The organism is Kocuria carniphila, from assembly GCF_004136555.1.
In the GTDB taxonomy this organism is placed as follows: Bacteria; Actinomycetota; Actinomycetes; order Actinomycetales; family Micrococcaceae; genus Kocuria; species Kocuria carniphila.
This window is the reverse complement of the sequence record NZ_NOIT01000005.1, coordinates 35,933-60,933: the sequence shown is the minus strand read 5'-3', so window position 1 is coordinate 60,933 and position 25,001 is coordinate 35,933. Positions and strand designations below refer to the sequence as shown.

Annotated in this window: 19 protein-coding genes and 2 tRNA genes; 15 read left to right on the top strand and 6 right to left on the bottom strand. The window is 63.1% G+C overall.

Annotation, left to right across the window (positions count from 1 at the left end):
• Positions 1–483 precede the first annotated feature (483 nt).
• The 10 genes from dnaN to EWV37_RS04885 all read left to right on the top strand — a co-directional run bounded on the left by dnaN (position 484) and on the right by EWV37_RS04885 (position 11,233).
• Positions 484–1,608, top strand: a complete 1,125-nt coding sequence (dnaN, locus tag EWV37_RS04925; RefSeq protein WP_095797206.1) for a DNA polymerase III subunit beta — start codon at positions 484–486, stop codon at positions 1,606–1,608.
• A gap of 4 nt (positions 1,609–1,612) precedes the next feature.
• Positions 1,613–2,944, top strand: a complete 1,332-nt coding sequence (recF, locus tag EWV37_RS04920; RefSeq protein ID WP_238663070.1) for a DNA replication/repair protein RecF — start codon at positions 1,613–1,615, stop codon at positions 2,942–2,944.
• Entirely contained in the window at positions 2,937–3,530 is a 594-nt protein-coding gene (locus EWV37_RS04915) for a DciA family protein (protein WP_095797207.1), read from the top strand. The genes recF and EWV37_RS04915 overlap by 8 nt, the downstream gene beginning before the upstream one ends.
• Before the next feature lie 247 nt (positions 3,531–3,777).
• The gene (gene gyrB / locus EWV37_RS04910) at positions 3,778–5,853 is read left to right on the top strand and encodes a DNA topoisomerase (ATP-hydrolyzing) subunit B (protein WP_095797208.1); all 2,076 of its coding nucleotides are present in this window, start codon (positions 3,778–3,780) and stop codon (positions 5,851–5,853) included.
• Positions 5,854–5,931: 78 nt separating this feature from the next.
• Positions 5,932–8,610, top strand: a complete 2,679-nt coding sequence (gene gyrA / locus EWV37_RS04905; protein ID WP_129700173.1) for a DNA gyrase subunit A — start codon at positions 5,932–5,934, stop codon at positions 8,608–8,610.
• Entirely contained in the window at positions 8,607–9,134 is a 528-nt protein-coding gene (locus EWV37_RS04900) for a DUF3566 domain-containing protein (protein WP_095797210.1), read from the top strand. The genes gyrA and EWV37_RS04900 overlap by 4 nt, the downstream gene beginning before the upstream one ends.
• An 88-nt stretch (positions 9,135–9,222) precedes the next feature.
• Positions 9,223–9,296: transfer RNA gene (locus EWV37_RS04895), tRNA-Ile, on the top strand.
• A gap of 39 nt (positions 9,297–9,335) precedes the next feature.
• Complete coding sequence (locus EWV37_RS15755; RefSeq protein ID WP_259914116.1) at positions 9,336–9,458, top strand: hypothetical protein; 123 nt, start codon at positions 9,336–9,338, stop codon at positions 9,456–9,458.
• Between the two features lie 47 nt (positions 9,459–9,505).
• Positions 9,506–9,578, top strand: a tRNA-Ala gene (locus EWV37_RS04890).
• Between the two features lie 359 nt (positions 9,579–9,937).
• The gene (locus tag EWV37_RS04885) at positions 9,938–11,233 is read left to right on the top strand and encodes an Nramp family divalent metal transporter (protein ID WP_095797211.1); all 1,296 of its coding nucleotides are present in this window, start codon (positions 9,938–9,940) and stop codon (positions 11,231–11,233) included.
• Between the two features lie 106 nt (positions 11,234–11,339).
• Here the strand turns inward: EWV37_RS04885 and EWV37_RS04880 are convergent, their stop codons facing one another.
• Positions 11,340–12,203, bottom strand: coding sequence for a hypothetical protein (locus tag EWV37_RS04880; protein ID WP_129700171.1), 864 nt, complete (start codon positions 12,201–12,203; stop codon positions 11,340–11,342).
• A gap of 165 nt (positions 12,204–12,368) precedes the next feature.
• Between EWV37_RS04880 and EWV37_RS04875 the strand changes: the two genes are divergently transcribed.
• Entirely contained in the window at positions 12,369–12,911 is a 543-nt protein-coding gene (locus tag EWV37_RS04875) for a peptidylprolyl isomerase (RefSeq protein WP_095797213.1), read from the top strand.
• A gap of 87 nt (positions 12,912–12,998) precedes the next feature.
• Entirely contained in the window at positions 12,999–13,760 is a 762-nt protein-coding gene (locus EWV37_RS04870; RefSeq protein WP_238663069.1) for a rhomboid family intramembrane serine protease, read from the top strand.
• Between the two features lie 194 nt (positions 13,761–13,954).
• Here EWV37_RS04870 and EWV37_RS15845 read toward each other — a convergent pair whose 3' ends face one another.
• Together EWV37_RS15845 and EWV37_RS04865 are read right to left on the bottom strand one after the other, a co-directional pair.
• Entirely contained in the window at positions 13,955–14,065 is a 111-nt protein-coding gene (locus tag EWV37_RS15845) for a hypothetical protein (RefSeq protein ID WP_369066531.1), read from the bottom strand.
• Positions 14,016–14,789, bottom strand: coding sequence for an SDR family NAD(P)-dependent oxidoreductase (locus EWV37_RS04865; protein ID WP_202976186.1), 774 nt, complete (start codon positions 14,787–14,789; stop codon positions 14,016–14,018). The genes EWV37_RS15845 and EWV37_RS04865 overlap by 50 nt, the downstream gene beginning before the upstream one ends.
• Positions 14,790–15,034: 245 nt before the next feature.
• On the opposite strand from EWV37_RS04865, the gene EWV37_RS04860 reads away from it, so the two are divergent.
• A complete protein-coding gene (locus EWV37_RS04860) occupies positions 15,035–16,312 on the top strand; it encodes an MFS transporter (RefSeq protein WP_129700169.1) in 1,278 nt (425 codons plus the stop codon).
• Here EWV37_RS04860 and EWV37_RS04855 read toward each other — a convergent pair.
• Positions 16,263–16,964, bottom strand: a complete 702-nt coding sequence (locus EWV37_RS04855) for a hypothetical protein (RefSeq protein WP_095797216.1) — start codon at positions 16,962–16,964, stop codon at positions 16,263–16,265. The two genes, EWV37_RS04860 and EWV37_RS04855, sit on opposite strands and share 50 nt — an antisense overlap.
• 75 nt (positions 16,965–17,039) lie before the next feature.
• Positions 17,040–19,103, bottom strand: a complete 2,064-nt coding sequence (locus EWV37_RS04850) for an APC family permease (protein WP_129700167.1) — start codon at positions 19,101–19,103, stop codon at positions 17,040–17,042.
• Positions 19,104–19,281: 178 nt separating this feature from the next.
• Between EWV37_RS04850 and EWV37_RS04845 the strand changes: the two genes are divergently transcribed.
• Positions 19,282–20,259, top strand: coding sequence for an alpha/beta hydrolase family protein (locus EWV37_RS04845; protein ID WP_095797218.1), 978 nt, complete (start codon positions 19,282–19,284; stop codon positions 20,257–20,259).
• Here EWV37_RS04845 and EWV37_RS04840 read toward each other — a convergent pair.
• Positions 20,254–21,372, bottom strand: a complete 1,119-nt coding sequence (locus EWV37_RS04840) for an alpha/beta hydrolase (RefSeq protein WP_238663068.1) — start codon at positions 21,370–21,372, stop codon at positions 20,254–20,256. The two genes, EWV37_RS04845 and EWV37_RS04840, sit on opposite strands and share 6 nt — an antisense overlap.
• 155 nt (positions 21,373–21,527) lie before the next feature.
• Here EWV37_RS04840 and lysX point away from each other — a divergent pair, with 155 nt between their 5' ends.
• The gene (lysX, locus tag EWV37_RS04835; RefSeq protein ID WP_129700165.1) at positions 21,528–24,890 is read left to right on the top strand and encodes a bifunctional lysylphosphatidylglycerol synthetase/lysine--tRNA ligase LysX; all 3,363 of its coding nucleotides are present in this window, start codon (positions 21,528–21,530) and stop codon (positions 24,888–24,890) included.
• Positions 24,891–25,001 lie beyond the last annotated feature (111 nt).

Below are 25,001 nucleotides of genomic sequence, written 5' to 3'. Positions count from 1 at the left end.
AGGACCAGTGACGACGACGCTCCATGCACAGTTCCCGGTGGCCGTGTGGACGGGTTGTGCACAACCTGAAATCAGCCAATGTGGAAAACTTTGTGGACAACGTTCGTGCTTCGGTGGATAAGCATCCGTGTTCGGGGGACGACCCTGTGGATCCCGCGGAATACCGCGGAAGTTGTGCACTGAGCGACCACAGACGGACCCGAAGTTAAGCACAGGACGTCAACAGGCTCGAACCGTTCAAACAGCGGGAAGCAGGCAGTTATCCACAGTTTCCACATGGGTTATTAACACTCTTACCCTTAAAGAGAAATCCACCGAATAACAAAAATCTTGCCCCGCACGGCCCGCCTCGAGCCCGGTCGAGAACCTGTAATTACAAATTTCCGCACTCCACCGCAGTGCTGCGGGCTCGATACTCGCCGCTCAAGGCGGATACGATGCACACGGCGAGTTACACATTTTTTAGACCAAAGGGGCATTGCCGTGAAGTTCTCCGTCGAGCGCGACGTACTGGCTGAAGCAGTCACATGGACGGCACGATCCTTGTCACCACGCCCGCCGGTACCCGTACTCTCCGGACTCCTCATCAAGGCCGACAACGGATCACTGTCGATCGCAAGCTTTGACTACGAGATCTCTGCTCGCCTGACCATCAGTGCCGATGTCCAGGAAGAAGGCACCACCCTGGTCTCCGGTCGGCTTCTTGCGGACATTTGCCGTTCCTTGCCCTCGGCACCCGTCCAGGTCGAAGCCGACGGCGGAAAAGTCACGCTCACGTGTAAGTCGTCCAAGTTCAATCTCGCGGCCATGCCGGTCGATGACTACCCGCAGCTGCCGGCCCTTCCCGAGCTCTCGGGTGTCATCACCGGTGACGAGTTCGCCCATGCCGTAGGCCAGGTCAACATTGCCGCGTCCAAGGACGACACCCTGCCGATCCTGACCGGTGTCCGTATGGAGATCGAGGGCGAGAAGATCACATTGCTCGCGACCGACCGTTACCGATTAGCCATGCGTGAGCTCACGTGGCGCCCCTCGGATCCCACGATCTCCACTGCTGCGTTGATCAAGGCCAAAACGCTGAACGACATCGCTAAGACCCTCGGCGCCTCCGGTGATGTGAACGTGGCACTGGCGGACAACGCGGAACTAGTCGGGTTCGAGTCCGGGGGGCGCCGAACCACCAGTCTCCTGATCGACGGCGAATACCCCAAGATTCGGTCGCTGTTCCCCGAGAACACCCCCATCACGGCCGCGGTGAAGACCGCCGATTTGGTGGAAGCGGTTCGCCGCGTGTCCCTGGTTGCTGAGCGCAACACCCCGGTTCGTCTGGCTTTCACCCAGGGTCAGGTCGCCCTGGACGCCGGCACGGGCGAGGACGCCCAGGCCTCCGAGGTCCTGGACGCTCAGCTGAACGGAGACGACATCACGGTGGCGTTCAATCCCACCTACCTGTCGGAGGGCCTGCACGCGTTCGATTCTCAGTACGTGCGGTTTTCTTTCACTGCTCCACCCAAGCCCGCGGTTCTCTCCGCCCAGGCAGAGCAGGACGGCGAGGACAACGTGGATTACAAGTACCTGCTGATGCCGGTGCGGTTGCCCAACCAGTGATCGTGTGTTCGTAGACCACCTGTCCCTGCTGGATTTCAGGACCTACGCAAGTCTCGATCTGGCCCTGGACCGCGGGCTGACCGTCTTCGTAGGTCCCAATGGTGTGGGCAAAACCAACGTGGTCGAGGCCATCGACTGGGCAGCCAACCTGTCTTCCCATCGAGTGGCCAGCGATACCCCACTGATCAAAACCGGTTCCGAGCGAGCCATCGTGAGAATTCGGGTCCGTCGCGCCAGCCAGCAAACGGTTCTGGAATTCGAGCTCAACGAGGGTCGGGCCAATCGGGTACAGATCAACCGGGCCGCTGCGGTGCGCGCACGGGAAGCCGTGGGCATTCTTCACACCGTGGTGTTCTCCCCGGAGGACCTGACCTTGGTCAAGGGCGATCCGGGGCATCGGCGGAAGTTCCTGGATGATTTGGCAACTTCCATGCGTCCGGTGCTCGCGGCCGCTCGCAGTGATTACGAACGAGCTCTGAGACAGCGCAATGCACTGCTGAAATCGGCTCGTTACTCCCGCCAGAACTCGGAATCCCACCAGGCCACGTTGGCCGTGTGGAATGAACAACTCGCGCGGGCCGGCGCCGCCGTCATGGGCGCCCGGTTACAGCTGCTCAAGGCGCTGGAACCCGAGGTGGACCGGGCTTATCAGCAACTCACGGACGGACCCAAGCACGTAGAGCTGCGCTACGAGTGCTCGTCGTTGGATCCTTCTTCGGACGCCGCAGCGCTGGAACATTTCTCCGTGGAAGACCTCTACGAGCTGATGCTTCAGGCCTTCGAACGGGTCGCGCGACAGGAACAAGAACGCGGGATCACCCTGGTGGGACCGCACCGCGACGACATGGTGATTTCTCTGGGCGACACCCCTGCCAAGGGCTACGCCTCTCACGGCGAGACATGGTCCACGGCCCTCGCCCTCCGGTTGGGGTCCTGGTATGTCCACGTGGCCGACGACCCCAACGAGGGCGCGGCACCAGTGTTGATCCTGGACGACGTATTCGCGGAACTGGATGCGCGGCGCAGACAGAAGCTGGCCCAGCTGGTGCGACAGGCCGAGCAGGTTTTAGTGACAGCCGCGGTGGACGAGGACCTTCCGCCAGCTTTGCGCGAAAACCCCCACCGGGTGGTGCGCGTGAGCCCCGGCGAAGTTCAGGTCACGGTTTCCCCTGCACTTGGCCCGGCCGCAGCTACAGGGCAGCCCACTACCGAGCGGATGCAGGCCGAACAACCCATGGCGGGCGGGGCACCGGTTGATCAAATTCCCACTAGCCAAGGGCTCGGGGAGCAGTCAGGTGTCGCCGAGGCCCCACGCGATCGAGGCGAGCATGGCTGATCCGAGCCGGGACGACGTCGTCGACGCAGCAGCATCCGCTCTCCAGCGTGTGCGCCGAGCGGCCCAGGAACGCGGGGATTCGCGACTGTCCAAGGCGGCCGCGGCCAAGAACATGAAGTTCTTCGGGCAGGCGATGGAGGATGGCACCGGATCCCCGGCGCTCAAGCAGCGGTACAACAGCCCCGTGGATGCCCGGCAGATGGGCGGTTACTCCGGACCCGGAAAGTCGGCGCGGGATCCGCGCAAACTGGGCAACATCGTGGATTCGCTGATCGTGCACCGTGGCTGGAAAACTCCGGTGAATGTCAGCAGCGTGTTGGCAGACTGGGCGTCACTGGTGGGCGCCCGCAACGCCGAGCACACGTGGCCCGAAAGCTTCGAGGACACCGTGGTGCGCGTGCGCTGCGACTCGACCGCGTACGCCACGCAGCTGCGCCTCATGCAGTCCCAGATCCTGCGGACTTTCGCGGATCGCTTGGGTGAGGGCATCGTGACCAAGCTCGATATCCAGGGGCCCGTGGGGCCCAGTTGGAAGAAGGGCCGGTGGACCGTGCAGGGCCGCGGACCCCGCGATACGTACGGATAACAACGTTTCATGTCCCGGATGAGGCTGTAGACGCCGTAAATCTCGGAATCACCCCCGGCTCATGTGGTCCCCCATCAGATCGGCCCCTCGGGGCGTCTGCGGGCCGTTGAGCGCTTTATCCGGTAGAATTGCGGTAACAAGATCTTTTTGTCCCGCCAGCCGATGAGCCGCGCGCTGTCTCATCGGCTGTATTCATGCGGGCCGACCAATCGATCTACGTCGATTACGCAGGAGGACCGGAGACCCCGTGGCTACAGAGGATCCCCTACAGCACGAATACGGTGCCAGCGATATCACCGTTCTGGAAGGCCTGGAGGCCGTCAGGAAACGTCCGGGGATGTACATCGGCTCCACCGGGCCTCGCGGACTGCACCACCTGGTGTACGAAGTGGTCGACAACTCGGTTGACGAGGCACTCGCCGGCTACTGCGATCACATCGAGATCACGCTGCAGGCAGACGGCGGTGTGCGCGTGTCCGACAACGGTCGCGGTATCCCCGTGGACATGCACCCCAGCGAGGGCAAGCCCACCGTTGAAGTGGTCATGACCATCCTGCACGCCGGCGGCAAGTTCGGCGGCGGCGGGTACGCCGTCTCCGGCGGTCTGCACGGTGTGGGTATTTCCGTGGTGAATGCGTTGTCGTCCCGAGTGAACACCGTGGTGCGCCGTCAAGGTTTTGAATGGCGCATGAACTTCGCCAACGGAGGCGTGCCGCAGGGTCAGCTCGAAAAAGGCGAGGCCACCGAGGACACCGGTACCACCCAGACGTTCTACCCGGACGCCGAGATCTTCGAAACCGTTGACTTCGACTTCGAGACGTTGCGCGCTCGCTTCCAGCAGATGGCCTTCCTGAACAAGGGCCTGCGTATCACTCTCACGGACGAGCGCCGCCAGGATGAAACGGGCGAAGAGATCGCGGGGTCCGATAACAAGGTCACCGAAGAGGAACCGGTAGAGGGTCAGGACGGCGGCACCGTCAATGCCGCGTATGGAGAGACCCACACCAACCAGAACGGTGACCTGCAGGTTGTCTACAAGTACGACCGCGGTCTGCTGGACTACGTGACCTTCTTGAACGCTTCCAAGAAAGCGGATCTGATCCACGACGACGTCATTGCGTTGGAAGTGGAAGACGAAGACAAGAAAATGTCGTTGGAACTGGCCATGCAGTGGACCACCGCGTTCACGGAGTCGGTGCACACCTACGCCAACACGATCAACACCCACGAGGGTGGCACGCACGAAGAGGGCTTCCGCTCCGCGCTGACCACGCTGATCAACCGCTACGCGCGTGAGAACAAGCTGCTGCGCGACAAGGATGAGAACCTCACCGGCGACGACGTCCGTGAGGGCCTGACCGCGGTGGTGTCCATCAAGCTGGGCGAACCCCAGTTCGAGGGTCAGACCAAGACCAAGCTGGGCAACTCCGAGGCCAAGACCTTCGTGCAGCGCGAGATGTTCGACCTGTTCGGTGACTGGCTCGAACGCAACCCGTCCTCGGCCAAGGAGATCATCCGCAAGGCGATCTACGCGTCCCAGGCGCGCCTGGCCGCGCGTAAGGCACGTGAGACCACGCGCCGCAAGGGTCTGCTGGAGTCCGGTGGCATGCCGGGCAAGCTCAAGGACTGCTCGTCCAAGGACCCCACCCTGTCCGAGATTTACCTGGTGGAGGGTGACTCCGCGGGTGGTTCGGCCGTGCAGGGTCGCGATCCCGCACACCAGGCCATCCTGCCGTTGCGCGGCAAGATCCTGAACGTGGAGCGGGCGCGCCTGGACCGTGCGCTGTCCAACGCCGAGGTGCAGTCCATGATCACCGCGTTCGGCGCGGGCATCGGCGACGACTTCGACATCGAGAAGGCGCGCTATCACAAGATCGTGCTCATGGCGGATGCGGATGTGGACGGCCAACACATCACCACGCTGCTGCTCACGCTGTTGTTCCGGTTCATGCGCCCGCTCATCGAGCACGGGTACGTGTACCTCGCGCAGCCGCCGCTGTACCGCATCAAGTGGTCCAACGCCGCTCACGAGTACGTGTTCTCGGACGCCGAGCGTGACCAGGCCGTGGCCAATGGCCTGGCCAACAACCGGCGTCTGCCCAAGGACAACGGTATCCAGCGCTACAAGGGTCTGGGCGAGATGGATTACACCGAGCTGTGGGACACCACCATGGACCCGCAGCACCGCACGCTGTTGCAGGTCACCATGGACGACGCCGCTGCGGCTGACCAGGTGTTCTCCGTGCTCATGGGCGAGGACGTGGAGTCCCGCCGAGAATTCATCCAGCAGAACGCCAAAGACATTCGCTTCCTCGACATCTAGTACATGATGTCGACCGCATATTCCGTATGCGGCATGAACGGTGAATTGTGGGATCTGAGAAGAAACGGATAGCAACGCATGAGTGACGAGACTCCGGACGGAAACGTCCCGGTCGACCCCGAGAACTCGGCTGAGTTCGAAACGAACGAGGGCGCCGTCGTCGTGAGCAGCGGCGACCACGTGGAGCAGGTGGACCTGCAGACCGAGATGCAGCGCTCGTACCTGGACTACGCCATGGCCGTGATCGTGGGCCGTGCGCTGCCGGACGTGCGCGACGGTTTGAAGCCCGTGCACCGCCGCGTGATCTACACGATGTTCGACGGCGGTTACCGCCCCGAGCGTTCTTTCAACAAGTGCGCGCGCGTGGTCGGCGACGTGATGGGTAACTATCACCCGCACGGTGACTCCGCGATCTACGACGCCCTGGTGCGTCTGATCCAGGGCTGGATCATGCGCTACCCGCTCGCGCTGGGCCAGGGTAACTTCGGTTCGCCCGGTAATGACGGCGCTGCGGCCCCGCGTTACACCGAGACCAAGATGGCGCCGCTGGCCATGGAGATGGTCCGGGACATCCACGAGGACACCGTGGATTTCCAGGACAACTACGACGGCAAGCAGCAGGAACCCACCGTCCTGCCGGCGCGCTTTCCCAACCTGCTGGTCAACGGTTCCTCCGGCATTGCCGTGGGTATGGCCACCAACATTCCGCCGCACAACCTGCGCGAGGTGGCGGACGGCGTGCAGTGGTACCTCAAGAACCCCACCGTGGATCGCGAGACCCTGCTCGAAGAGCTCATCAAGCGGGTCAAGGGTCCGGACTTCCCCACGGGAGCTCAGATCCTGGGGCACAAGGGCATCGAGGACGCTTACCGCACCGGTCGCGGGTCCATCACCATGCGCGCGGTGGTCAATGTGGAGGAGATCCACGGTCGCACGTGCCTGGTGATCACCGAGTTGCCGTACCAGGTGAACCCGGACAACCTGGCCGTGAAGATCGCTGACCTCGTCAAGGACGGCCGCGTGCAGGGCATCGCGGACATGCGCGACGAGACCTCCGGTCGTACCGGTCAGCGCCTGGTGATCGTGCTCAAGCGCGATGCCGTTCCCAAGGTGGTGCTCAACAACCTCTACAAGCACACCCAGCTGCAGGAGAATTTCTCCGCGAACATGCTGGCGCTCGTGGACGGTGTGCCGCGCACCCTGTCCCTCGATGCGTTCGTGCACCACTGGGTCACGCACCAGATGGAAGTCATTGTGCGTCGCACCCGGTACCGCCTCAGGCAGGCCGAGGAAGAAGCGCACATTCTGCGCGGGCTCCTCAAGGCACTGGACGCCCTGGACGAAGTCATCGCGCTGATCCGCCGTTCTCCCACCGTGGAAGAAGCCCGCAACGGGCTCATGGAGCTGCTCGACATCGACGAGCCCCAGGCCCAGGCGATCCTCAACATGCAGCTGCGCCGCTTGGCCGCCCTTGAACGTCAGAAGATCCAGGATCGCCACGCGGAGCTCGAGCGACTCATCGCGGAGTACCAGGCGATCATCTCGTCCGAGGACCGCCAGCGCGAGATCATCTCCGAGGAGCTCGCCGAGATCGTCAACCACTACGGTGACGATCGCCGCAGCGAGATCCTCTTCGGTTACGACGGCGACATGTCCATGGAAGACCTCATTCCCGAAGAGGAAGTGGTCGTCACCATCACTCGCGACGGGTACGTCAAGCGCACCCGCTCGGACGAGTACCGCTCGCAGCACCGCGGTGGCCGTGGCATCAAGGGCGCACAGTTGCGCGGCGGTGACGTGGTGGAGCACTTCTTCGTCACGACCACGCACAACTGGATCCTGTTCTTCACCACGTTCGGTCGCGTATACCGCGCCAAGGCGTACGAGCTGGTCGAAGCCGGCCGCGACGCCAAGGGCCAGCACGTGGCCAACCTGCTGGAGTTCCAGCCGGACGAGCGCATCGCGCAGGTCATGCAGTTGCGCACCTACCAGGACGCTCCGTACCTGGTGCTCGCCACCCGCCGCGGCCTGGTCAAGAAATCGCGCCTCTCGGACTATGACACCAACCGCACCGCCGGCGTCATCGCCATCAACCTGCGCGACGACGACGAGCTGGTCTTGGCCATGCTTGCCACTCCCGCGAACGACATCATGCTGATTTCGCGCCTGGGCCAATCGTTGCGTTTCACCGCCGACGACGACGCCCTGCGTCCCATGGGTCGCGCGACCTCCGGTGTAACCGGCATGAAATTCCGCGACGGTGACGAGTTGCTGTCCGCTAACGTGGTTACCGACGACGCGTACGTGTTCGTGGTGACCGAGGGTGGCTACGCCAAACGCACCGCGGTCAGCGAGTACCGCGTGCAGGGCCGCGGCGGTCTGGGCATCAAGGTCGCCAAGCTTGCCGATGATCGAGGTGGCCTGGTGGGCGGTCTGATCGTGGGCGAAGCGGACGAGGTCCTCGTGGTCATGTCCGGTGGCAAGGTGGTCCGTTCCAACGTGGCAGAGGTTCCCGCTCGCGGGCGCGACACGATGGGCGTGATCTTCGCCAAACCTGGTCCCTCGGATCACATTGTCGGAGTTGCTCACAACGCCGAACGAGAGATCGAGAAAAAGGTTGATTCCGAGGCGGAGGAGGGCGGCGACGTCGTCCCCGAGGAAGCTCAGGAAGACGCAGCGGACCAGGGCATTGATGTCGAGGCAACCTCGGACGATGCAGTAGCGTTGGAAAACAACGACAACGGAGGTGAAGCATGAGTGCAAGCTCAGCCTCAAAGGGCGCCAAGCCCGCGAAGAACTCTTCGGTGAGTCCCGCCAAGGGCGGCACCACAACCGCGGAGAAGAAGCAGGCCACGCCCGCTGCGAAGAAGCCTCAGAACCAGTCCAACAAGGGACTGGTTCGCCCCGCACCCCGCGCCAAGGTGCGCCGCGCGCGGCTCGTGGTCTCCAAGGTCGACACCTGGTCGGTGCTCAAGCTCGCGTTCCTGCTCTCCGTTGCACTGGGCATCATCACGGTCGTGGCATCGCTGGTGCTGTGGCTCGTGCTGAACCTCACCGGCCTGTTCGACGGCATCAACGAGATGCTGTCGATGCTTGGCGGCAACGCCGGCGGCACGGACATCAAGGAATTCCTCTCCCTGGGCAACGTGGCGCTGTTCGCGACGATCATCTCCGTGGTCAACGTGATTCTGCTGACCGCACTGTCCGTGCTGGGAGCTCTGTTGTACAACATTGCGGCCGCACTGATCGGCGGTATCGGGGTGACCCTGACCGACGACTGATCGGTCCACGATTTGGCGCCGGGGGAAACCTCCGGTAAAGTTTCAGCTCGGTCAACCAAGAAGTTAGCTTGTTGGTCGACCGTGCTACGGGCGTATAGCTCAGACGGTTAGAGCGCTTCGCTGATAACGAAGAGGTCCCAGGTTCAATTCCTGGTACGCCCACTCAACTGAGTTCACGAGTAAAATCGTGTGGAGGTAGCGATGAAGACACGAATTGCAGCACTGGCTGCACTCGCAGGTCTGTCCGTCGCAGCTTTCAAGGCTTGGCGCGAGGCAGAAGCCAAACGCGAAGCATGGGACTCAGCTGTAGATCCCGTCGACTGAACGGTCAAGGGATTTGGCTCACCTGCTGGTGAGCCACAAATGAATACGGGGCCTTAGCTCAGTTGGTAGAGCGCCGCCTTTGCAAGGCGGATGTCAGGAGTTCGAATCTCCTAGGCTCCACAATCAAAACCTCCGGGTTCCTGTTGCGACAGGGGCCCGGAGGTTTTTTGGTGCCGGGTGCAACCTGGTTGGCGTCGCCGCCTTGCTCGGCGCGGTGGGTTCACCCTGGTCGACGGTAGAACCGCTCCCGCCGCCCGGCCTGCAAAGGGATCGACGTTGCGACCCGAAAAACCCGATTTTCTGGTTCTAACGTGCATCAGTTTGCGGGGCGGGCTGCTCGAGCGGCGTTGGCGTAAGAAACATTGCAGAACCTCCTTGCCACAGTGGTGTATCAATCCGCCCGAACAGTTAACGCGTGAAATACTGACGAACAATTGCTGTGACCCCCCTCATGATTGCCAAGTCAGTGGAGTAGCCGAATGCGCGATAAAACACCTTTTCTGCCGGATCCATCGGTGAATCCTCATGAGCAATTGGAACGGATCAAAAAGTGGCGCATCATTGGGCCGGGTCTGGTCGTTGCAGCCACCGGTGTGGGTGCAGCAGACATGGTTGCAACCCTGACCGCCGGTTCCCGCTACGGCTACACGCTGCTGTGGGCGGTGGTCGTGGGCACCATCATGAAGATCGTTCTGGTGGAGGGCGCGGGCCGTTACTCACTGTCCAGCGGCCGCACGATCTTCGAGGGCTGGCGCTCGCTGGGGCGTTGGACGTCCTGGTACTTCGGTCCGTACATCCTCATCTGGGGCTTCGTGTATGGCGCGACCGCCATGTCTTCATCCGCACTTCCCTTGGCTGCGCTGTTCCCGTTCCTGCCGCTGTGGGCTTGGGCCATCATGATGGGCCTGATCGGTTTTGGCATTGTGTGGATGGGGCGTTATGCCGCGGTAGAGAAAATCACCGCCGCCATGGTGGGCATCATGTTCCTGGTCATGGTGGGTCTGGCGATCATCACGCTGCCCAACATCCCCGAGATGCTCAAGGGTCTGATCCCCGTGATCCCCCAGGGCGGCGTGGTTTACACGCTCGCACTCGCCGGTGGCGTGGGTGGCACCATCACTCTCGCGGCGTACGGTTACTGGCTGCGCGAAAAGGGCTGGCACCAGCCCCGCTGGATGCGCGTCATGCAGCTCGACAACGCCGTGGCATATGCCATTACCGGCATCTTTGTGCTCGCCATGCTGGTCGTGGGTGCTGAGGTGCTCTACTCCGCCGGTTACGCCATCAGCGCCGGCGACCGCGGCCTGCTCGACCTCGACGCCGTGCTGCGCGAACGCTACGGCGACGTGATCGGTGTGATCTTCCTGATCGGCTTCTGGGCCGCGTCCTTCTCGTCGGTGGTGGGCGTGTGGTCCGGCGTCTCGCTCATGTTCGCCGATTACTGGGGCAACATTCGCAACCGTCCCAAGGACCACCCGGACACCCGCAACGGCGGCAAGTACTTCAAGTTCTACCTGCTGTGGCTCACATTCCCGCCCATGCTTCTGCTCCTGCTGGACCGGCCTGTGTTCCTGATTCTGCTGTACGGCGTGCTGGGCGCATTGTTCATGCCGTTCCTTGCCGTAACACTGCTGGGACTGCTCAACACCTCGCGCACCCCCAAGAACTGGCGCAACGGCATGTTCACGAACGCCGTGCTCGTCATCTGCGCCGTGCTGTTCGGCATCCTGGGCATTTACCAAGTCTGGGACACCGTCTCGGGCGCCTTTTCCTAGCGACACCGGGTCGTGCCCCACGGCCTTAAACGCCGACGCCGCCGGTGCCCCTTCTCGGGGCCCGGCGGCGTCGCTGTGTTTCTAGCTAGCGCGGAGCTGGCTCAGATCACTTGTTGTTGTCCTCGGGCTTGGAACCCTTGATCTGTTCCTTGACCTCGTTGACGGTCTGCTTGGCATCCTCGGCGACGGACTTGGCGCCGTCAGATGCGCGGTGAGCAGCCTGGGAAGTGGTGCCCTGATCGTTCACCGGAGCGGTCGGATCCTTGATGTCGTCAACCTTGGCACCCTGGCCTGCGGCCACGGTGGTGGAGTTGTTGACCGGGGAAGCGGACACGCGCGGGGACGTGGTGGCCGGGGTCTTCCAGGGATCCTGGACCGGGCGGGAAGCGCGCCATGCGGCAACGCCGGCCACGGCACCGGCAGCGATCAAACCGAGGATCAACAGACCCTTATTGCCGCCCTGAGCCTTCTTCTGCTTCTTGGCGTACTCCTTGGCGGAGTTGCGGGCAGCCTTCTGGATGCGCTTGACGGTCTTCTTGTCACCGGTGAGCTTGGTGACCAGAGCGTCGAACTGATCCGAGGTGTCTGCATCGGCGACCTTGGCGGCCAGAGCCGCCACGGCGCCGTCGTACTTGCCCTGAGCCGCAGCGCGACCCTTGGCGGTGTTCTTTGCGGCCTTTGCGGCCAGCGGTGCGGCGGTGGCTGCACCGGCAGCGGCGGCCTTCTCGCTGCGTGCCTTCACGGTGCCGCCCAGTTCCTGAGCCTTACCCAGGCCCTCCTGAACGTACGGGCCGGAAGACTGAACACCGGTGGCCAGGGCGGATGCGCCCGTCTCGACACCGTGCTGCAGCTTGGTCCCCAAGTGACCGATTTCGTTGGACAGCCATGCGCCGGCGTCCACGACCTTTGCCTCGGCACCCTTCTGCGCCAGCTTGGCCTTCTTCTGGCTCTTGCTCTTGAACAAGCTCATAACGTGTCCCTCCTGAAGTAGTGACATTAAAAAGCTCCACAATCAGCATACGGGCTTATTAGTAGCTCACGAGGGCTCAATCAGCGGATTCATGGGCTTTTCACTGTGCGCTGAACGGCTCCCCGCGCCCCTGACGCGCTCCGGGGAGCGTGCCACAATGACACCATGACTGCTATTGCCACGCACAAGGCGACCATCCACACCAACCACGGCGACATTGTGGTGGACCTCTTCGGTAACCACGCACCCAAGACCGTGAAGAACTTCGTCGGCCTGTCGGACGGAACCCAGGAATGGGCCGATCCCCGCACGGGTGAGAAGCAGAACGGTCCCCTCTACAAGGACGTCGTGTTCCACCGCATCATCAAGGACTTCATGATCCAGGGCGGTGACCCGCTGGGCCAGGGCATCGGCGGCCCCGGTTACAACTTCGATGACGAGATCCACCCGGAACTCAACTTCAACGCTCCGTACATGTTGGCCATGGCCAACGCGGGTCTGCGTAACGGTCGCGGCACCAACGGCTCCCAGTTCTTCATCACCACCGCACCCACCACCTGGCTGCAGGGCAAGCACACCATCTTCGGTGAGGTTGTGGATGAGGATTCCAAGAAGGTCGTTGACGAGCTCAACAACGTTCGTACCGGCGGTCAGGACCGCCCCGTGGAGGATGCCGTGATCACCTCCATCGATATCGAGCAGCTCTGACCTCGATAGTCTTTTCGTAGACAAAGCCCACCCGTTGATCGGGTGGGCTTTGTTGTAGCTATGACCAGTGAATATACGGGAGCAGACATGAACGAGAATCCTCAAGAGGACCCCAACGACCGGCAAGACCCGTGGGGCGATCGGCCCGTTCCTGCCCCGCAGTACGGCCAGTACATCTCGGGTCCTCAAGGTGGTCCCGGTGGGCAGCACCCGTCCGGTCAGCATGACCCGACCCGCGGCCCGCAGCAGCCTGAGCGACGCGGCGGTCCCGGGATTCAACGACGACGCCGCGGGGACGGCATGCCGGTCTCGTGGACCATCATCGGACTGTGCGTGGCCGTGTGGGGCGTCCAATGGCTGGTCTACGCGACCACTCCCTACAACCTGGCGTCCATTCTGGGATACGCCCCGGTGCTCACCACGTCCGAGCCGTGGCGCATGCTCACCTCCGGGTTCGTGCACTCCATGCCATCACCCATTCACTTGCTGTTGAACATGTACACGCTCTACCTGTTCGGTCGGATGCTCGAGCCCCTGCTCGGATCCTGGCGGATGCTGGTCCTGTTCGTGCTGTCCGTGCTCGGAGGGTCTCTGGGTGTCCTGTTCTTGGGTCAGCCAAACATGCTGGTGATCGGGGCCTCCGGTGGAGTCTTCGGCCTGTTCGGTGCGCTGTTCATCTTCATGCGCCACTTCAAACGCAACATCACGCCCATCGTGGTGCTCATCGTGATCAACCTGGCCTTCGGGTTCTTGGTGGGTGGTATCGCGTGGCAGGCACACGTGGGCGGACTGATTGTGGGCGCGCTCGTGTCGCTGACGATGCTCCCGGGGCTGCGAAAGCGTCGCTGAGCGGAGTTCTCCACAGGGGTTGTCCACACCTGTTAACAACTTACAAACATGTAATTCCACAGCTGTGAACAACCCTGTGGATACCGGAAAACCAGGCTCTGGGAGCCCTGTGGAGTACATGTTGTTCGGGATATGCACAATGTTCTCCACACCTGTGGATAACTTTCGTACACGGGCTGGGGAGAATTACACGTTCAGTCCGCAATTGCCCCGCCCGTCAGATTGACGACCGTTCCGGTGATGGCTCCCGCACGATCAGAGGCCAGGAACGCGGCTGTCTCCGCAACGTCGGAGAGCGTGGGCAGCCTTTTCAGCAGCGTAGCTTGCGCCATGCCGTCGTCCAGGAACTGCCGGACGGTTTGCCCACCCGACTCGGCGAACGGTTTGCCCACCCGACTCGGCGAACGGTTTGAAGAGTTCCTGGGTGTAGGAATCGGCCTCCGGCGCATCGGTCACGGCATGAGGCCGGATGTCCACGACCCGGATGTTGCGGGGTGCCAGCTCCGCGGCCAACAGGCGAGAGAAGGCCTCCTTCCCGGCGGCGCTCACGCCGTGGCCCAGGATTCCGCCGACCGTCAGCTTGGCTCCGGGTTCCGACAGAGAAATGATGACACCGGGGCGGTCGCCACCCATGTGGCGTGCCACAGCTTGGCTCGTGATGAAGCTGGCCTTCAGGAAGTCATCGATCGGATGCATGAATTCTTCAACCGAGAGTTCGGCCAGCACTTTTCCTTGATCGTGCATGATGCTCACGGCGTTGACCGCAATGTCGAGGCGCCCGGCCGTAGCCGCAATGGCATCAGCGTGCGCGTTAACGGCTTGTGGATCCAAGACATCCACCTGGGCCGTCTCGACAGCACCGCCTACCGCGGCAATGTCGCTGGCCACAGCGTCAAGTTTGGATTGCGTGCGACCGGCGAGAAAGACTCTCGCTCCTTCCCGGGCGAATACTCGTGCGATGGCACCGCCAATAGCGCCACCACCTCCGTAGATCACAGCATTTTTCTTGTCCAGCATTAGGGCGCTCATGAGACTCCTCCAAGGAGTTCGCCTGGTGACAGGCTTCGAACGGCCTAAGCATTGAACTGGGCCATGACCGCTCTGAATGTGATGATGCCAATAGTAATACTGCTTACTATTTTCGTCTCGGAGAGCGCCTGATTCTTGGTGAATCGCACCACAAGTAGTTCACGGGGCGAACAAAAACCGGCACCCTTGTAGACGCACCTCAATACTCGGTGCTCAAAACCCACCCCTCGAAAGGTTCTGCCCGTATGCCCGAGATGACTCCCGCCCGCCGCAGGTTCGCCCTGTTCGCACTTGCCCTGGGCGGATTTGGTATCGGGTGTACGGAGTTCGTCTCCATGGGTTTGTTGCCTCAGATCGCACAGGACATGTTGGGGGAGACGTACACGGCCTCACCCGAGCAGGGCATTGCCCAAGCGGGCTGGTTGATCAGCGCCTACGCCCTGGGTGTCGTGGTGGGCGCACCACTGATCTCTGTTCTGGTGGCTCGCGCGTCCCGGACCACCATGCTTCTCGTCATGGCGGTGGCCCTGTTGGTGGGCAACGTGGCCTCTGCAGTGGCGCCGGAATTCGAAACCCTCATGGTCATGCGTTTCCTGGCGGGCCTGCCGCACGGTGCGTACTTCGGCCTGGCATCGCTGGTCGCCGCGGACGTCATGGGCCCCGGCAACCAGGCCAAGGGTGTGGCGCTCGCGCTGTCCGGACTCACGGTGGCCAATGTGGTGGGCGTTCCCACCATGACCGCGCTGGGTCAGGCTTATGGCTGGCGCGCGGCGTACGTTGCCGTGGCCGTGGTGTTCCTGGTGACCGTGGCTGCCCTGTGGTTCACGGTCCCCTCTCAGCGGCCCATTGCCGGGTCCAGCCGCAGGGGAGAAATGTCCGCACTGCGCTACGGGCAGGTGTGGATCGTCATGGGTGTTGCCGCGATCGGTTTCGGTGGGTTCTTCGCGATCTTCAGTTACCTCACCCAGATGAGTCGCGAACTCGCATACCTACCCGGCGGGGCTGTGCCGTGGTTACTGGCCACCGTGGGTATCGGCATGACCGTGGGCAATATCGCCGGCGGCATCAGCGCGGACCGCTATCCCAAGCAATCCATGATCATCGGGTTCCCGATGCTCGCCCTGGTGATGCTGGCTGTGTGGGCACTCGTGGGCAACCCTGTGGGAATCTTCGTGGCGGGACTGGCCATGGGTCTGGCCAACTCATTCGTCATGCCGTCCATTCAGAGCTGGCTCATCGACGCCGCCGGGGAAGCACGGTTGCTGGGTGCCTCGTTGAATCACTCGGCCTTCAACGTGGCCAACTCCATTGGCGCGGTCCTGGGTGGCGCGGTAATTTCCGCGGGCTTCGGCTACCGCTCGCCGGCACTCGTCGCGTTCGTCCTGGTGATCGTGGGTGGGCTCCTCGCCCTCTACGGGGCCAAACGGCAGAAGGGCTTGGCGCGCCGTCACCGGACCACGGTCGAAATGGAAATTACGGAACCAGGAACTGGCCGAACACCAGTAGTTTCGTCGAGTCGATGAGCAACAGCAGTGCGGCGAGAGCCAGCGCCACCGTGACGGCCACCGACGCATAGGGCTGGATGACCCGCCACCACCGCGTCATGGTGTCGGCCACGCCGCGCTGCCGACCGACCAACGTCACCACGGCAAGCAACGTCAACGGGAACTGACTGATGAGCGCCCACGCCACCCAGCCCGCTCCAGCGACGGGTGCAGCCTGGGTCGCAGACGCTGCCACGAACAGATCGAACGGCACATCGAAGATCACAATGGCCACGAACACCGCGGCAGTGATGTACAGGCCCCACGCTGAGCGGGGCTTCTCGATGTCACGATCCTCGTCGCGAGCCTCCGCCCGGTCACGCGACGCTCGAAGAACTCTGAGCACGACATAACCGGCAAGGGCCAACCCCAGGGAGAGTTCGATCCACGCTGCCGTGGTGCCCTGTCTGACCAGTTCGTGCCAGTGGATGTCGAGCAATTGCCGCCCCACCCATTGCGTGAGCGCGAAACCCCAGAGCGCCGTGCCGCCCAGCAGCAACGTGGTGGCACCCAAAACATGCCGACGCCGCACACCGGCACCCAACGCGGCGGCCATGATGAGCATGGGTGCGGGATCGAAGCCGCCCGCCGCGGTGGTCAGGGTGGAGACCAAATATTCCTGGATGGTCATATGCGCTCACCACGGACAAGAAGAGGGGTATCAGCGACTGCCGATGACCGAGGGATCGAGACCACGCGCGTCACGTTACATCACGTGGACAACGGGGCGAGCGGCGTCGTCGGGCACGGCGCGACGCAAGATCTCGTGGACCATGGACGCCGTCTGGCCCTGGCCCCAGAGCAGGAACCTGAGATAGTTGCGGATGGGTGAACCTGACGACCACTCGAGGTAGAGATCCGGTGGCACGCCCGTCTCGTCACGGATCCACAACGCCACCCCCGCCAGGCACGTGGGGACCGAGGAACCGTCCACGTGGATGACTCGGTGTGAGCCTACGGTGCGCGAAACCAAGGACACCTTGTCGGAGAAATCGGACGGATCCCGCAGTTTGACCTCCACGAACCACACGTCCGCATCCTCCACCAGGGCGTGGGACAGGCGCTCGGTCATCAGTTTCTCCCGGTAGTCCTCGTCAGCGTCGGAGGGGTCGGGATTGTGCGGGATCAGCTGGATGGCGTGGCCCTGTGCCGTGACCATCGAGGCGCGCAAGGCAGAATCGGCCCGCAGATCCGTGATGCGCAGTTCCGAGGCGCGCCACACGCGGGACGCGAAGGAAATCACCAGAATGCAGACCACGAAGACCGCCGCGATCTTGATGCCGTCCGGGCGCTCCACCACGTTGGCGATGGTTGTGTAGAGGAAAACCGCGGTGACCAGTCCGTACCCCCACGCGAGGCGCGGCCGCCCGTGATGTCTCGCGGACAGTGTCACCGCCAGCGCCGCGGAGGTCATGAGCACCAACACCCCGGTCGCATAGGCGCCGCCCTGGGCATCCACGTCCGCGTCGAAGATCCACGTGATGATGAAGGCCACCAGCGTGAAGACCAGAATCAACGGACGCACGGCGCGAGTCCACTCCGGAGCCATGCCGTAACGGGGCAGGTAGCGGGGTACAAGGTTCAACATTCCGGCCAGTGCGGAGGCCCCGGCGAACCACAGGATCAAGATGGTGGACAGGTCGTAGGCGCTGCCGAAAACCGGTCCCATGTACTCGTGCGCCACGTAGGCCAGCGCGCGCCCGTTTGCCTCGCCACCGGCGGCGAATTCCTGCGGCGGAATCAGCAGCGTGGTGACCATGGATGAGCACAGGAGCATCACGGCCATGATTGCGGCGGCCAGCGTGAGCATCTTGCGGGCACCTCGGATGCGTCCGGCAACGGCACCGTGCTTGCCCGCGACACTGTGATGGTCAGCTTTGCCGGGGTGGTCGCGACCGCGGCCGGCCGACTGTGTCGTGTCGCTGGGGTCGGCGCCGTCGACGACGTCATGCGCGGCCTTGGTAGCGCTGCCGCCGCCGGCGGTGGATCCCGGGTGGATCTGTGTCATGACGGACACCCCGGTCTCGTAGCCGGACATGCCCAGGGCGAGTTTCGGGAAGACCACGATCGTCAGGAGCAGGGCCATCCAGGGATTGGAGTGCTGGGTGGTCAGCGCGGTGGTCCATCCGGCGAGGAACTCCGGGTGGGCCAAAATCTGCTGAAACCCCACGACCATCACCGCCATGTTGAGGGCCAGATAGATCGGGACTAGGAACACGGCCAAGGCAATGGCCTCGCGAAATCCCTTGAGGAACACCGCCGCGAGGAGCGTGATCAGCCCGAACGTGATCCACAGCTTGGCACCGGTGCCGTGCATCGGCATCACGGGGTTGTCCACCAGGTGGGTTGCGGCGTCCGCGGATGACAGGGTGATGGTGATCATGAAGTCCGTGCACGCAAAGCCCAGGAGCACCAGGACGGCAATTTTCCCGTTCCACCGCGGGAGCAGTTTCTCCAGCATGCGGATGGACCCCGCGCCGTGAGGGCTGACCGCAGCCACCCACCGATACACCGGGAGCGCGCCGCACAGGGTCACGAGCACCAGAACCAACGTGGCGATGGGCGCCAGCGAACCCGCCGCGACCGCTGCGATGCCGGGCTGATAGCCCAGCGTGGAGAAGTAGTCGACACCGGACAGACACATCACGGCCCACCACGGACGGGTCCGGGTGCTCTCGCGCGGGCGCTGATGCGGCCCGTGATAGGCGGCCGGATCCGGCTGGTCGTTGAACAACCAGGTCCTGAATCGCCGAAACATCGCAGTGGCCATGATGATCCTCCGAAGCGCGGAGCCTCGCGGCGTTTCTGCAACGGAACGAGCCTCCGTGGGGCACAGGATGCGCCCAAGCGCTGGGTGATACCTCACAGCTTATTCCTCGCACGGGCATCCCACACCGGCGGCATGTAGCGTGATCCGCGGGGGAAGTTTTTGAGATCAAGGGGGCGACATGGCGGATCACTCTGCGCAGGTGAGTCGTCGCGCGGTAATCCGAGGGGCCTTCGGGCTCACCGTGCTGGGCGCGGGCGCGGTGCTCGCCGGGTGCGGAGCCGCGGAGAAGCTCGGCGTGACCACGGAGTTCAAGACCACCGGGTCGTACGGGGTGTCCGAACTACAGCGGATCGCCTACGGATCGGACGAGAGCACGCAGTACGGAATGCTCGCGGTCCCGGTCCAGGACAACGGCGAACCGGTGAGCGAAGCGGTGCCCGTGGTGGTCATGATCCACGGAGGCAGTTGGGAAGACGCCTCGGACATGTCCTACATGACGGACATCGGCACGGACCTGGTTTCCTACGGGGTAGCCGTGTGGTCCATCGCCTATCGGGGCACCATTCACCCTGATCAGAGGGATCGCGGTCCCGCACGCGCGGGCTGGCCTGCGGCCGGGCACGACGTCGCCGCGGGAGTCGATTTCGTCCCTCGCCTCGCGGAGCACTCGCCGGTGGAGCTCGACGGCCAGCGTGTCGTGCTGCTCGGGCACAGTGCCGGTGGGCACCTGGCCACGTGGGCGACGTCGAGATCGCAACTCGAAGAAGGCCAAGTCGGAGCGGATCCCACGGTGAAACCGATCGGCTGCGTGTCCATGGCGGGCGTGTACGACCTGGACAGCGCGTTCCGCGAAGACGCGAACGACCGGGTGGGAAACCTGATGGGCGGCACACCCGATGAGGAACCCGAAAGGTATGAGGAGGCCTCCCCACAGGAGCTTCTACCCATCGGCATCCCCGTGATTGCGTGTCAGGGCGGTGAGGACGAGCTCATACCGGCGCACCAGGCCGAGGACTATGTCACCGCTGCCAAGGACAAGGGCGATCCGGCAGAGCTCACCGTGGTGGAGGATGCGGACCACAACGCGTGGACCGTGCTCGAGCACCCGGCGTGGGCGGAAGCCAGAGGGCACACGCTGCGCTTGGCCGGTCTATGACCGCAGTGCCGCGAAATACGGTGACACCTGGCCGAGCCATTTGAGAGAAGTCTCGATCTGTGCGGTCCACAGGGGAACTCTGTGGCCCCCGGTCTGGGACGTATTAATAGCCAGTCCCGTGGGATCTTTCACCGTTTCCTTGAATTTCTCCACCGCTTTGATAGCCGGGGTATCTTCGCCGCCGGTGAAGAACCAGATATTCACATCGGGGCTATTCTTTTCCACTACTTTGCCCAGGTCGTATCCCGCGGGGTCTGCGGTCACCCATTCTTGACCTTTACTGTAATCCGGGGCGAAATATCCGGCCATGTTAATGCTGTTTCCCCAGATCTCCGGATGGCGCACGGTGAACATGGACGAACACCAGCCGCCCGCGCTGTAACCGAAAGTGGACCACGCCTGCGGATCATCGGAAACTCGCAAGTTCTCGCGAATCCACGAGACCACGTCCTGGCTCACGAATGTCTCGTATTTTCCGTGATTGCCGTCCACGCACTCAGTGTCGTGATTGCCGGGAAAGACATCGGGGATTACCACAATGGGTTCTCGCACGGCAGAGTCGCGCACCGCAGTCTTAATATGTTGATCGAAATTCATGGATTTGCTGTAGGTCTTCACGCTCCCGGGAAATCCTGTGAACGCTGTAATGACGGGGAATGCGCGATCCTTGTCCGTGAAATACGACGGGGGTAACCAAACGGTAACTTGCTGCGTGACCTGCGACTCCTTGCCCGATAATTCGAAAGTCGCCCATTGTCCGCCGGTGGCAGAGGGATCCACCTGCGCACCGATCTGCTGACTGCCCCGCGGATCGAGTTGGGTGTTCGTGAACGGGGCGTGAGGTAGTTCCGCGGCGGTAGCTCGGGTGGGAGCGGTGAGCCCGGCCGTTTGGGTGGCGACCGACCCGCCGTCCCCTCCCGTGGCCAGGTCTCCCCAATTGCCGTACCACTGGTTGTCGTTGTTGAGCTTGAGGAAGATGACCAACAGGGTCAGAATCGTGACCAGCGCTATCGACACGAACTGGATGATGTATCTGGACGCGCCGGGCTTCCGATACCGCGGTACGAGAAACACGGCCACGAAAAGCACAATCGCCGCCAATGTAACGACCATCACGAAAACTGGCCAGCCTGTTAATTCGAAAAAACTCATATCGTCGCTCTTCTCTTGGAGATTTCATACTGTGGTCGGATGTCGCCCGATGCCCACAAGAAATAGAAATAGAGTGTCGCCGATGCACACATAGTAATTCGAAGAGAGTCGAGTGAATGACCAAAGAGTCAAACAGCAGGAAGTTGGCAGGTGACCCCCAGCTAACGGGGGAATCCGGACAGCGTAACTTCCAGCTGCCCACCCCGGCACAAGAACGGGGTGCGCGCATCCTCACGTGGGTGTTCGCCATGGCCACGCTGCTCGGTCTCATCCTGACCGTCATGCAATGGCTGGCCGTCATTTCCCCGGTGCCGTACATGGTGCTGGGGGCGCTGAACCTGCCTGTCTCGCCCTCCCTGGCCTCGGTCGCACTGTTGGCCTTGGTCACGGGGGCGTTGATCCGCCGGAAGCGGATCGCCCTGGTCCTGGTCGCTGTGCTGCAGGTCCTGGGAGTGTTCGGATCGGTGTTGAATCTGTTGGACGCGGCCGAGGTCGGGATCCAGGAAACACTGGCAGACCCACTGACCCGGGGCTTCTTCGTGATGGATGTGACCGCACTGGTGGTGGGCGTGTCCACGTTGGTGTTGGCCTGGTGGATGCGAGCGGCCTTCCCTGGCCGCACCAGGGCCAGGAGCACCGTTGCCGCGATGGTCACGCTCGTGGTGGGTGCCCTATTCACTGTGGCGATGACTCACGTGATCCTGCTGATCTCCACGGAGTCGGCCAGCGATGACGGTCGTGTGCTCGTGGAAGCGATCAATCGGGGTTTGGGGATCTACTCACCCAACCCGCAGTTCAGGCACCAAGTGCCCGATTGGTTGCCCGGCCTGGTGTCGGTGCTGCTCGCGCTCACGTTGGTGGCCGCGGTGTTCATGTTCTTGCGTTCCAGCTCCAAGGAGACCACCTGGACGCCCCGGCAAGAAGTCGCGTTGCGCACCTTGCTCGCGCAGTACGGGGATCAGGATTCGCTGGGCTACTTCGCCACTCGGCGCGACAAGAACGCCGTGTTCTCCCCGGATGGTCGCGCGGCCATCACCTATCGGGTCGTGGGGCAGGTGTGCCTCGCCTCTGGCGACCCCGTGGGTGACCGAGCGAATTGGCCCGCCGCGGTGAAGGCCTGGTTGGGGCATGCCCGTTACTACGGGTGGACTCCGGCAGTCACGTCCGCCTCTGCGGATGGCGCCCGCGCTTTCGCCGCCCAGGGAATGGGCGTTCTGGTCATGGGTGACGAGGCCGTTCTGCATCCGGAGCGCTTCTCACTGGCCAATTCGTCCATGACCAACGTGCGCCGCGCGGTTCGCCATGCTCGGCAGCGCGGGCTGGAAGTCGAGATCAGCAACCACGATGCACTGTCTGCGGAGGCGCTCGCGGAGTTGGGTGCGCTCGCCGATCAGTGGCGCGGGGACGAGCCGGATCGCGGGTTTTCGATGGCCTTGAATCGTTGGGGTGACCCCGCAGACGGGGATTGCACCGTGGTGGTGGCCCGCGACGAACACGGTCAGGTCAAGGGTTTGTTGTCGTTCGTGCCTTGGGGGCGGCGCGGTTTGTCCCTGGATGTCATGCGACGCTCCCCGGACGCCCCCAACGGCACCACGGAACTGATGGTGTCCGAACTCATGAATTTCGGTGCCGCTCGCGGAATTCGTGAGGTGTCCTTGAACTTTGCGATGCTGCGCGGTGTCTTCGCCGATGCCGAAGAGCTGGGTGCCGGCGTGATCACGCGCTTCAACTCGTCGGTGCTGGGATTCCTGGATCGCTTCTTCCAGCTCGAGAGCCTTTACCGCGCCAACGCCAAGTACCTCCCCGAATGGTTCCCGCGTTACGCATGCTTTGACAGCGCGCTTTCGCTGCCTCGCATGGCGTCCACCACCGCGCAGGTCGAGGGATTCCTGCCCTCGCCGTTCGTGCGTTCCGCACCGGATCGCCAGCTCGACGACGCCGCTCTGGCCGCCATTCGCGAGCTCGATCACGAACCGCCTCGCTTGCGTGAACTCGCACCGCGGCGATCGCAGCAGACCCGGCATCGTTTGCGCCACGCGCGAGCGCTCGCGGAAGCTGGCATCGCCCCCTATCCGGTGGGTTTGGCCCCGGCAATCTCCGTGGCGGAACTGATGGCCCGTCGGGAGGCGGGCGAAGCGTCGTCGTCGTCCGTGCGTGTGAGCGGCAGGATCCGCAAGCTCCGTGACCACGGCGGCGTGCTGTTCATGGACCTCACGGACGCGGGGCGCACGGTGCAGGTGGTGCTCGACCGCGAGCGCATGGACGATACCTGGAGCGTGCTGCGCGTCAATCTGGATTCCGGGGACCTGGTGGTCGTGGACGGTGACTGGGGTGTCTCGCGCAATGGCACGGAATCCGTGCTCGCGCGGCACCTGACCATGGCGTCCAAGGCGCTGCAACCGGTGCCGTGGGAGAGCTTCGAGGACCCGGAGGCGCGGTTGCGCAAGCGGTCGACCGATCTGTTGGTGCACCCCGGGAAGCTGGAACTGCTGAAGCAGCGCTCGCTGGCCATGGAAACGGTGCGCGACTACCTCACGGATCAGGGATTCCGCGAGGTCGAAACTCCGGTGCTCAACACGGTGCACGGCGGTGCGTCCGCCAGGCCGTTCAAGACGTTCATCAACGCGTACGGGATGGACCTGTCGCTGCGGATCGCGCCGGAACTGTATTTGAAGCGGCTGTTGGTCGCGGGGGCGGGGCCCATCTTCGAGATTTCGCGTAACTTCCGCAACGAGGGCGCGGATGCCACGCACAACCCGGAGTTCACCTCGCTCGAGGCGTACCTGCCCTACTCGGACTACATGGACATGAAGCGGCTGACGGAGGCGCTCATCAAGCAGGTGGCCGTAGCGCTCCACGGATCCGCGGTGCTGCCACTGCGCGACGTCCGCGATCCGGAGGCGGCTCCCGTGCTGACGGATGTGTCCGGACCGTGGCCGGTCGTGACCGTGACGGATGCCGTGAGTCGAGCCGTGGGGCAGGACGTCAGCATCCACACGGACTTCGAGACACTGCTGACCATCGCCGCAGACCACGGTGTGGAGATCGGGCCCGGCATGGGTCCGGGTGCGGTGCTGGAAGAGCTTTACGGTGAACTGGTGGAACCGCAGACCATCGAGCCCACGTTCTACTGCGATTTCCCCCTGGAAACCTCGCCGCTCACCGCGCCCCACCGGAGCGAGGAGGGGCTCGTGGAACGCTGGGACTTGGTGGCCAACGGCATGGAACTCGGTACCGCGTACTCGGAGATGACCGATCCCGTGGAGCAGCGCCGTCGCCTGACCGAACAGTCGCTGAAAGCGGCCGCCGGTGACGTGGAGGCCATGGAAGTGGACGAGGACTTCCTGTACGCCTTGGAAACCGGTATGCCGCCCGCTGGCGGCCTGGGCATCGGTTTGGACCGGCTGGTCATGCTCATGACGGACACCACCATCCGCGACGTGTTGTCCTTCCCGTTCGTACGGCCGCAGAAGAACTGACGGACCGAGGTGGAGCGGGTGCTCAGAACCCCTTCAGTGAATAGGCGGCATTCTTGAGGGGTGCCCTCGGATGGGCTGTCGAATACCGTGGGAGCTGGGAGACAACCCGCT